At 67.4% G+C, this 9,629-nt stretch carries 9 protein-coding genes and 2 pseudogenes; 5 read left to right on the forward strand and 6 right to left on the reverse strand.

Going from position 1 to position 9,629, the window contains the following annotated elements; all coding sequences use genetic code 11:
• The first annotated feature begins 135 nt into the window (after positions 1-135).
• Positions 136-609 (forward strand): alpha/beta fold hydrolase, encoded by a 474-nt coding sequence (locus IEZ01_RS34020; protein WP_229833353.1) that lies wholly within the window; start codon positions 136-138, stop codon positions 607-609.
• Positions 610-685: 76 nt separating this feature from the next.
• Positions 686-1,051: a nuclear transport factor 2 family protein gene (locus tag IEZ01_RS34025; protein WP_040875259.1), complete on the forward strand. Its 366-nt coding sequence runs from the start codon at positions 686-688 to the stop codon at positions 1,049-1,051.
• A 55-nt stretch (positions 1,052-1,106) separates the two neighbouring features.
• Here IEZ01_RS34025 and istB read toward each other — a convergent pair whose 3' ends face one another.
• Both istB and IEZ01_RS34035 read right to left on the reverse strand, forming a co-directional pair.
• A complete protein-coding gene (gene istB / locus IEZ01_RS34030; RefSeq protein ID WP_019891874.1) occupies positions 1,107-1,904 on the reverse strand; it encodes an IS21-like element helper ATPase IstB in 798 nt (265 codons plus the stop codon).
• The gene (locus IEZ01_RS34035; RefSeq protein WP_229833354.1) at positions 1,901-2,599 is read right to left on the reverse strand and encodes a Mu transposase domain-containing protein; all 699 of its coding nucleotides are present in this window, start codon (positions 2,597-2,599) and stop codon (positions 1,901-1,903) included. Before IEZ01_RS34035 ends, istB begins: the two co-directional genes overlap by 4 nt.
• Positions 2,600-2,800: 201 nt before the next feature.
• On the opposite strand from IEZ01_RS34035, the pseudogene IEZ01_RS36165 reads away from it, so the two are divergent.
• The 3 genes and pseudogenes from IEZ01_RS36165 to IEZ01_RS35515 all read left to right on the forward strand — a co-directional run.
• Positions 2,801-3,097 (forward strand): annotated as a pseudogene (locus IEZ01_RS36165) (DNA/RNA non-specific endonuclease); the annotation flags it as partial.
• Positions 3,079-3,636: an SMI1/KNR4 family protein gene (locus tag IEZ01_RS35510; RefSeq protein ID WP_229833355.1), complete on the forward strand. Its 558-nt coding sequence runs from the start codon at positions 3,079-3,081 to the stop codon at positions 3,634-3,636. The pseudogene IEZ01_RS36165 and the gene IEZ01_RS35510, both read left to right, overlap by 19 nt.
• An 81-nt stretch (positions 3,637-3,717) precedes the next feature.
• Positions 3,718-4,007: pseudogene (locus IEZ01_RS35515) on the forward strand (N-acetyltransferase); the annotation flags it as partial.
• Positions 4,008-4,024: 17 nt separating this feature from the next.
• Here IEZ01_RS35515 and IEZ01_RS34050 read toward each other — a convergent pair.
• From IEZ01_RS34050 to IEZ01_RS34065, 4 genes are all read right to left on the reverse strand, one after another.
• Positions 4,025-5,455 (reverse strand): TniQ family protein, encoded by a 1,431-nt coding sequence (locus tag IEZ01_RS34050; RefSeq protein ID WP_189205624.1) that lies wholly within the window; start codon positions 5,453-5,455, stop codon positions 4,025-4,027.
• Entirely contained in the window at positions 5,452-8,127 is a 2,676-nt protein-coding gene (locus tag IEZ01_RS34055) for a DEAD/DEAH box helicase (protein ID WP_229833356.1), read from the reverse strand. The genes IEZ01_RS34050 and IEZ01_RS34055 overlap by 4 nt, the downstream gene beginning before the upstream one ends.
• Entirely contained in the window at positions 8,076-8,543 is a 468-nt protein-coding gene (locus tag IEZ01_RS34060; protein WP_158685748.1) for a hypothetical protein, read from the reverse strand. Before IEZ01_RS34060 ends, IEZ01_RS34055 begins: the two co-directional genes overlap by 52 nt.
• A gap of 87 nt (positions 8,544-8,630) precedes the next feature.
• Entirely contained in the window at positions 8,631-9,152 is a 522-nt protein-coding gene (locus IEZ01_RS34065; protein WP_019891879.1) for a hypothetical protein, read from the reverse strand.
• Positions 9,153-9,629 lie beyond the last annotated feature (477 nt).

Below are 9,629 nucleotides of genomic sequence, written 5' to 3' on the forward strand. Positions count from 1 at the left end.
TGGCCGTTCGTCAGATCTCCACGTCCCACGAGACGTGATCATGAACGAACAAGATCCACTTTCGCAACAGACCCTAGGGCGTGTATCGAAAGTATTTTCTAGGAGATCGTCAGGCTGCCCGGCTACGGTGCGGGCATGGTGAATTACGTGCTGGTTGCAGGTGCACGGCTCGGGGCGTGGGCGTGGGGCGAGGTGGTGCCGTTTCTGCGTGCGGCTGGCCACGGCGTCTATCCGTTGACGCTGTCCGGTCTTGCTGACAAGCGGAGTGTACCTGCGGGGCAAGCGACTCATGTCCAGGACATCGTTGCCGAGGTAGAACGCCAGGGTCTGCGTGACGTAGTCCTGGTGGGTCACAGCTACTCGGGCATCCCGGTAGGTCAGGCCGCGGAGCGGATCGGTGACCGACTGGCCCGCGTGGTATTCGTCGACTCAAGTGTTCCGACTGACGGCGAGTCGTTTGTCTCTGCCTGGCCGGACGGCGGGGCGGCAGTGGAGGCATCGATCGCCGAGAACGGAGGTTGGCTTTGTTCACGTTTGGCGGCAGCGCTTGTGCATGAGTTTCGGTGGCAGTTGGTGATCACTCCGCCGAGAGATGTTCGCGAGTTTTGACGGCAGCACCGTGCCGTCGTCGCGGCGAGTGATCAATTCACTGTGCCTTGGCAAGCAGCGTCCGTAGGGTTTGCGCATGACAGATGAGAGTGAGCGGGCCGTGCAGGCAGCCATCGATGGGGAGATGCGGCTTCTCGATCCCGAGGTGCGTGCTTCCTCGGCCCGTGTCCTGGAGCTTCTGGATCCGGAGTTCATCGAGTTCGGGGCTTCTGGGCGCCGGTGGGACGTGGAGTCGATCCTCACGGTGACGAGCGGAGGCTCGGTGTCTCCGGAGTCTCCGGTCAAGGTCAGTGAGATGGCCGGAGTCGTCCTCGCTCCGGGCATCGTTCATCTGACGTACTTCGCCGACAACCAGGGCCGCCGGGCATGGCGAAGTTCTGTGTGGCGCCTGACGGAGACGGGCTGGCGGATGTACTTCCACCAGGCCACTTTGACCAGTTGAGTGGGTGGGACCGCCGCCCGCAAGGACGGCGGTCGCTCAGCCGAATCGGGTGGCTTCAGCTGGCCGTGGCCGGCGCTTCCGCTCGCGCGCGGGTGCTGGCGAGGCGGTAGGAGTCGGTGCCGGTCTCGATGATCGTGCCGTTGAAAGTGAGACGGTCGACGATGGCCGCGCAGAGGCGGGGATCGGTGAAGGTCTTCGTCCAGCCGCCGAAGGACTCATTGGAGGCGATGGCGACGCTGTTCTTCTCCTCGCGCTCGGTCAGGACCTGGAACAACAGTTCGGCGCCGTGCCGGTCGAGTTCCATGTATCCGAGTTCGTCGATGCAGAGCAGGTCGACGCGGCCGTAGCGAGCGATGGTCTTGTTCAGCTGTTTCTCGTCGGCGGCCTCCACCAGTTCGTTGACCAGCTTCGTGGCGAGCGTGTAGCGGACGCGGTAGCCCTTCATTGCGGCCTCGGTGCCCAGGGCGATGAGCATGTGGGACTTGCCGGTGCCGGAGTCGCCGATCAGGCAGAGCGGCTGTCCCTTCTTGATCCACTCGCAGGAGGCGAGTGTGTGGATGGTGGCCGGGTCGATGTTGGGGTTGGCGTCGAAGTCGAAGGTCCGCAGCGACTTCTCCCTGGGGAAGCCGGCCGCTTTGATTCTGCGCTCGGAGCGTCGGCGGGCCCGGTCGTCGCATTCGGTCATCAGCAGTTCGGCGAGGAAGCCGCGGTAGGTCATCTGGTCCTTGACCGCCCGGTCGGCGATGTCGGGGAACTCATTGCGGATCGACGGCAGCCGCAGCATGCGGCAGGCGGTGTCGATGGCTGCGTCGGCGGCCTGCTCGGTCAAGCCTCGCTGGCGGGGCAGGGTCACTGGGCTTCTCCCTCTGGATGGTTGCCGCCGCTGGCGCGACGGCGTCGGAGCAACTGGTCATAGGGGGTCACCGAGGGCAGTGGCCTGGTGTCCGGCGGCAGGTGGGCAAGGCGCCACTCGTGCAGAAACGTCACGGTCGCAGCCCCCGAAGCTCCGGTCGTCAGGGCGGCGGGTGAGTCGTCTTCGGTCTGGGCGGCCTTGCGGGCCTCCAGCGCGACGGCGTCCGAGGTCAGGGCCCCGGCCCGCAGGGCGGTGGCGGGCCCGGCGACCAGGTGCTCGTGGGGGATGTGCCGGGCCAGCAGCAGCACCTCGATCAGGGCCCGGGTGCCGTCCCGCTCGCCGTGGACCTTGCGGGCCTGAGCCCACCAGGCGTCATGGACCGGAGTGAACTTGCCTGCCGAGCGGGCCTGTTCGAGTGCGGTGGCGCCGGGGAAGGCGCCCGGCTTGCGGATCAGGGCTTCGAGGTAGTGGTCCAGCTCCAGGCGGCAGCCAGCCTTGGCGATTAGCCGCTCGTGCCGGGCGACTTCCACGTTCTGGTCGTAAACCACCAGGTGGGAAGCGTGAAGGACGACACGGACGCGTTTGCCGATCAGGCGGACGGGCACCGAGTAGCGGTTGGTGCGGACGGTGATCTGGCTGTAGCGGTCGACCCTGGGGGTGAACACCCGGCCGGTCTCGAACGGCTCATCCGGCAACGGAGTCGGCCGGGACGATGATTCGTGCAACAAGCCGCGCGAGCAGCGGTTTCACTACCAGCCGCTGGTCCAGGGACGCCCGACAGGCGCGCGGGCCCTGCTCTGTCCCGCAGATCTCAAGCCGAACGGAGCCCCCCGTGATGACAGTGGTGACGTACAGGTATTTGGGTTCCCTGATGCCGACGCGAACAAAAAGCCAGGCGGCCGGGGACGATCTACAATCGGGCTCATATCATTGGGGACAAGGTCGGCGGTGAGTGGAGGTCCGAGAACTTGTTCACCGGCCATGAGCGGATGAACAAGAGCGGCATGCGACGTTGCGAGGTGAAGATGGAGAAGCAGTTGGCGGCGAAGAATCCCGTGTACTACTCTGGTCAGCTCATCCATGGTAGTGGCCCTGGCGGCGTTGATGCGATCAGGATGACCGCGAGCACGAGAAATGGGCCGCTCTTCGATGTTGTCGTAAGAAATATCTCGGATTGGCAGGCGACATGCTGAGACTCCACGATTTGGAATCGGTAATACCGGTGCTTGCTTCGCATCGCACTGGAGGTGGGCGGCCAATTGACTTCAACCTCATCCATCGTTCGATTGACGTCGAACTGCCCAGTGACTACCAGGAGTTCTCTCGCTCCTACCCTGCCATTGAAATCGACGAATTCCTGAGAATCTTCTCGCCTGTTCCTGGGCGGGAAGAAGAGTTTATTCAGGAAATCTATGAAGAACTTGAAATTCTTAAGGATCTCTGCGGGGAGGGTGAGGATGACCTGGCGGGAGGCAATGTGCCTTTCCCTCGTGAGGGGGGTCTCTTTCCCTGGGGTTCGTCGCTATCCGGCGACAGCTTCTATTGGAAAGTGTCGAGCGACAATGGGGATGAATGGCCTGTTGTGGTGGGTGGGCGTAATGGAGATTGGTGGGAATTCGAAGGCGGCATGCTCGCCTTCTTGGTCGGGCTAATCGATGGGACTGTCGAAAGGAGAGGCCTCCCTCGCGACATCCCGAGCCGCAGCCCACGGGTCCATGTATTCGACGATTGATCGGATGGGGGGGCGTGCCGTGTTCCGAAACGCTCTTCCGACACCGCGTCGCGGCGCCCTCGACACAGGAGGTTCCGCACGGTGACCAGTGAGATCGCGCTCCGCCGAGCAGCAGACGCCGATGCGCTCCCCGCTGCCAACGTCTGGCTCCGCTCCTTCGCCGCGGCGCTGCCGTCGGTGCGCTGTGCCCACGATGAGGACGACGTCCGGGACTGGCTCGCGCCCTCGTGCTCAACGGCCCGGAACTGAAGCAGCTCTACCTGGCGCCGGAGTGGCGCGGACGAGGGCTGGGCGATCGGTTCATCTCTCTGGCCAAGCAGCAGCAGTCCCACGGGCTGGCGCTGTGGACCGAGATGGACAGCGCGGCTGCCACTGCGCCGGACGCCGCCTACCAGCCGTCCGCTTCCAGCGTTTCCCGGTGTTCGCTGATGTCGTGCTGGAGTTCCGGCGAGGGGGTGTGGGTCCAGGCGCTGAGGTGGTCCAGGGGGACGCCGCCGACGTGGGCGGCGCTGGCGATGGCGACGATGGCCTGGTCCAGGCCATGGATGCTCTGGTGGAGTGTGTCGATCAGGTGCTGGGTGACGGCGGCGAGGTGCCCGGTGTCGTGGAGGTCGAGCGTGGCCAGGAGTTCGGTGGTCTCGCGGAGCTTGTGCTGGATCCAGGTCCGCTCGCCTGAAGGGACCGAGGCGCGCCAGCTGATGGTGCCGTCGGCGCGCGCGGCGAGTCTGCGTAACTGCGCGGTGACGGATACGGGCTGGTCCTCGTGCCGTACGTGCCAGGGGCCCCGGTCCCATCCGGGTACGCTGACGCCGCGGTGCTGACGCAGGACCGCGCCCATCCAGGCCAGCAGCGAGGGGCTGCTGTTCGCGGCCGCTTCTTCGCCCAGCCAGGACCGTCCCATCCGGTTGCCGAGCTCGCGGCAGAACTTGCCGTCGGGCGGAATCGGCCGTACCCGCTCACCGCCGCCGTCGGCCCGTACCAGGCCGCGCATCTCCGGGTCGAGGAGCGCACTGGCGACTGTCACCAGCTCGGGGGAGGTAGCGGCTTCCCGGGCCACGGCGCGCCACCACCAGAACTGCCGGCCGGCGTCGCCTCCGGCGAGTTGGTGCAGACGGGCCGGCCAGATCCGTTCCTTGCGCCATTCCAGGGCCTGGTCCCACCACTGGCACACCACCGCCCGGGCGAGCGCGAACACCGCGCCTGGGGCCACGCCGCCGCGTCGCGCGCGGCGGGCCACCGCGGTCCATCGGCGCTGAGCCGAGATGACGTCCGGGCAGTGGCGCAGGTCCAGGTGCTGAAGCCCGTGGCTGTCACCCGCGTCCAGGGCCCATTGCCGGTGACGCGGGCATACACGCTGCCAGCCGTGCCGGTACCGCATGGCGGTAGCTAGTTGCCCTGTGCGCCGGGCGGTACAGGACAGGCAGGCGTACGCGACGGGGGCGTGGACGGTGGATCCTGTACGCCACAGACCAAGCGGCTGCGGATCCTGATCATGCGTGCCGAATATTTCGGGTGCTCTGTTCCAGGCGGGCAGGGCCTTGGCCAGGTTCTGCGGGTCGGTTCGGCATAGCTGTGCCAGGGCCCGCCGTCCGGCCTGGTTGAGGAGGATTTCGGCATCAGGGCGGGGCCCAGCGGCCCCCGGAGTGTGCGGGGAGTGATTGCGCCACTGCCAGCTGGCGCGCAGTTCGCCCGGGTTGATGGCGTAGCGCTCTGCGATCCGGCCGAGGAGCGAGAGCACAGTCTCCTGGGCGAGTGGAGCTACCCGCAGCACCCCCACAGGCCCGGCGTCGCCCACGAGTTCACGCCCAGACGGAGTCATGCCCACTGCACGCCCAGTTCCCGGAGTGCGTCGAGTTGTTCGGCGCTGAGTTTGTCGCGGCGGCTCTTGGTGTTGCTGTACCAGATGCCGAGCTTGGTCTCGGTCCCATCGGGCAGGACCTCCACCGCCTTCCGGGGTACGGGCCGGTCCGCGCCTTCCCGCTGGATGTACTGGGTAAGGGCTGCCAGACCGCGCTGGAAGGCGGAGACCTTCACGGCGTCCTTGGCCGCCGTGACCGGAGCGGGCCGCTCGGCGGGTTTCACGCCAAGGGCTGTCAGCCGCTGCTGTTGCTCTTCGGAGAGTTCCGTCCAGCTGCGGCGTTGCCGCTGGAGCCATTTTCCGACGTCGTCGCCATCCATGAGTACGCCGGGGGCGATGTCGGGGAGCCGGCCGTGGGGTTCGTCGGCGGCGAGGTCGGCGAGGACGCGGTAGTGGCGTTGCCAGTCCAACGGCCAGGGGCAGTTCCAGTCGGGGTCGATCGCGGTGAGCTGCTGCGCGCGCATGGCGGCCCGCTCGGGGTCTTTGCCGAGGCCGCCTTTGCGACGCAGGTTGACGACGAGTTGTCCGATGGCCAGCTGCTCACTGTCACTCTCCCCTTCGCCCCACAGCGCGTCTTGTCGGGGTGCGAGGTGTCCGGTGGCTCGCCGGTAGGAGCGGAGTGCGGCGAGTTTGTTCTCCCAGGCTTCCTCGCCGGGCTCCCACACCATCCCGGCGTCGTCGAGGAGGTCCTTGCGGTGAGGATCGAGATCACCGGCCCGCAGTGATTTCCGCTGCTGGTGCACCCACCGCCCCAGGGGAAAATCCGTTGTCGCACCGACGGTGGTCTCGGTGTCGTAGGGGACGGCGTACAAGCCAGTGATGCCGTTCTCGGTGCGCCAGCGAATGAGGGCCTGGTAGCCCTCGAGCCAGACGAGGGACTGGGGGCGGATGACGCGGCAGCGGGTGAGGGCGGCGATGTCGGCGGCGTCGCGGGGGGAGGCGAAGTTGATCACGATCGAGGTGACCCGGTCGACCTCCTGCTGCGCCTCGCTTGTCTCCTCGCCGTTACTGCCGTCGGTTCCCGCTGCGGGGGCGGGGCGGCCGTGGAGGCGTCGGCGTTCGGTGCCGCGGGTCAGGGCGCGGGAGGCGAGCTGGTCGACCATGCGTTCCGAGTGACTGCGCAGGGCTTGGAGGATGTCGACGAGGGGCTGGTAGCTGGCGGAGGCGACCATGTCCTTCGGGTCCTCCCCGGGCTGCAGGAAGATGGGGATGATGATCCGAGCCGTCTTCACCGTGCCGTCCGGGTTCGGGCGCAGCGCCCGCCCGATGTTCTGGACGATGTCGACCTGGGAGCTGCGGGAGCCGACGATGCACACCGCTTCCACGCCGCGCAGTCCGGTGATGTCGACGCCGACTCCGAGGGCCCGTACTGAGGCGAGGAACGCCCGGTGTACGCGCCGGTTCTCGGCGTTGATGCCGTTGGCGAACCGGTGGATCACCTCCCGCCGGTGGGCGATGGGGTGGTCGCCGCACAGCCAGTCGGCCCAGACCCGGTCCGGGGGTACGTGGCGACTCTCCTCGAGCTCGTACAGCTGGGCATCGATGGAGGAGACGGGCAGTTCCTCAGCGTCCGCCAGCGCCGCCGCAGAGGCCTCGGCGGCGTACAGCTCGGCGGCCGTGCGCGGCATCTGCTCGGCGAACGCCGCGGCTTCTTCCACCCGCTGGTGGAACACCATGGTGGTGTGCAGATTCTGCTGCGCCGCGTGCTCCAGCAGCGCGGCCTGGAGCAGGGCCACGCGCCGGCCGCGCAGCGCGTCCTCGGACAGGCCCAGGATCGGGTCCGGGTCGCGGATCTCCAGCACGTCGATCTCGAAACCGGCGAGGATCGAGCGTTCCACTGCCTCCGCCAGCCCGAGGTCGAAAATCCTGGTGCCGTAGGTGGCGCTGTCGTCCTCCATCGACGCGATCACCAACTCCCGGCCGTCCGGCCCGCGCTGCGGGCGGGGCGCGGCGAGGATCCGCGGGGTGGCGGTCAGGTAGAGCCGGAAGTCGATGGGGATGCGGGCGTTGTCGTGGATCGCCGCCCACGGCCGGCCCATGTCCCCGGCCGTCATGTGCGCCTCATCCAGAATCGCCAGGTCGAACGGGGCCATCCGCTGCCCGTACAGCCGCTCCCCGCCAGCCAGAGCGGCCTCCAGCGGTCCGCGCACCGTCCGCTGGCCCGATGGGTCCTCCGGGTCCTCGCGGTCCACCAGGGAGGCGTACGTGGCGAACACGACCACCGGCCCAGACCCCGCCCACAGCGCGAGCTGGATCGGGTGGGTCGTGGTACGCACTCCGAGCTGCTCCAGGACCTCGTCCTTGTCCACCGAGCAGACCGCGACCATGGGCGCGCGGTGCCCGACCCGGCGCCAGGACTGCGCGCTCTGCACGATCAGATCCAAGGTGGGCACCATGACGAGGATCCGCCCGCCCGGGAAGCACTCCAGAGCGCTCGCGGCGGCCATGATCGTCTTCCCGGACCCTGTCGCAGACACCCCCATGGCACGGGCCCCCCCTGGAGGCACAAATGATCTTGCAGGGAATCCTACCCATCTGCGGAAGGCCGATTTCTGGTCCACTTGGTGTTCTCGGAGCTGAATCACACCGATTTCCTTTTCCTTTTCCCACTCCGCACCAGCAGGCTTCGCCATCGGCCGGTTCTTGTATGCGGCAGGCCCCCTGACGCGGACGGCAAGGGGTAGCGCTCCCCGCCCCCGCGGGCCGGCAGTTCGTCCTCGAAGTCACACGCCGCCACAGCCTTCCACCCTCTACACCACAGCGTCTCCAGCACAGCCGTGACCGCGGCCACCACCGCACCGGGCTCCACTCCCGCGGGCGCTTCGCACTCCAGCACGGTCGGCCACTCAAGGAATTCGAAAGGGTGCGCCTTCCTGCCCGTGGAGTAGTCATTGCAGACGCCGCTCACCCGCAGCGGCCCCACCACCAGGCCGCGTCCCTCCTCTCCGGGGCCGAGACGCTCCTTCAGCCAGGCGATGACCGTCGAGCTGTCTGCGGCATCCACATAGATCGAGCAGTCCTCGTACGAAACTCCGGCGTTCTCCGTCACCGACACCCACCCCTCTCCAGCCCGTCCTCAGCACACTGCGGACGGTCCGCCCTACCGCTCAGACCCCGTTCCTTATTCAGTCGCTCTTCACCAGCCGTGCTCCCCAGGCCCTATGACGCCGTATCCGATCTGCTGGGCGAGGTGCTGCGCCCGTTCGTCCTCCCCGGGCCGGACGTGGACATACACGGTGTGGCTCGGGGTCGGCTCGTGGTTGGCGTCGGTCCCGAAGCACGCTTGTACTCCGGTCCGCGCATGCTCCGGACCGAGGCCGAGTTCGGGCACAGCCGGCCAACTGAGTGCCATCCACGCGATCTGTCCCCACCCCGCCTGACGCAGCACCTCCGGTGCTCTGTCCAGCAGATCACCCTCCACCGGCTCCTCGACCGAGAGCATCATCGGCAGCAGACGAGCCAGCACCGCGGCGTCATCCGGAAGGTCGACCCCGCGAAAGTGCTCGCCGCCTCCCGAGAACCAGCCCTGCGGGAACACCTCGCGGGACCTCACGACGTCCTCGACCCGAAGCAACTCGGCCACCAGGTCGACACTCGCCCCCTCCCACAGCTCCCCACACCCGACCAGAGACACGGCCACGGCGATTACCGCCGCCACATCCCCGTCCTCGCTCCGGTAGACCGGATAAGCCCTCGCATTACCCACAGAGATCCGCTACCTTCCACACAGAGCACCAAAAGGGGTATCCCTATCTTCTTCCAACTGTACATGCTGCATCACTCTGAAACAGCTCCCGCAAACCCAAGCCGGCACCAACCCTCCAGCCAGCCAGGCCCGCACTAGCGGGCCAGACGGTCATGGAGGCGCAGCTGGAAGGACCGTTGAGGCGGGGGAGCGCAGCGGACCCGCCAGCCTGGGCCAGAGCGAAGCGAAGGCCCAGGTATAGGACGCAGTCCTACCGCTTCGGAAGCGCAGCGGGCGAAGCGTCACCCCCCGTGCGAAGCACGGGGGGTGAGTGGGCCGCGCAGCGGCCCACCAGCGCTCCCGCGGAGCGGGAGCGCAACACCCGCGCGCAGCGCGGGTGTTCGCTTGCACATCGCGCAGCGATGTGGTACCCGCTCCGCGGGAGATCGG

Source organism: Streptomyces purpureus (assembly GCF_014648195.1).
Classification (GTDB): Bacteria; Actinomycetota; Actinomycetes; order Streptomycetales; family Streptomycetaceae; genus Streptomyces; species Streptomyces purpureus.

Excerpts from the sequence above, each read along its gene's own strand:
- IEZ01_RS34020 (WP_229833353.1), top strand. The coding sequence starts at position 136 with ATGGTGAATTACGTGCTGGTTGCAGGTGCACGGCTCGGGGCGTGGGCG.
- IEZ01_RS34025 (WP_040875259.1), top strand. The coding sequence starts at position 686 with ATGACAGATGAGAGTGAGCGGGCCGTGCAGGCAGCCATCGATGGGGAG.
- IEZ01_RS34050 (WP_189205624.1), bottom strand. The coding sequence starts at position 5,455 with ATGACTCCGTCTGGGCGTGAACTCGTGGGCGACGCCGGGCCTGTGGGG.
- IEZ01_RS34055 (WP_229833356.1), bottom strand. The coding sequence starts at position 8,127 with ATGGCGAAGCCTGCTGGTGCGGAGTGGGAAAAGGAAAAGGAAATCGGT.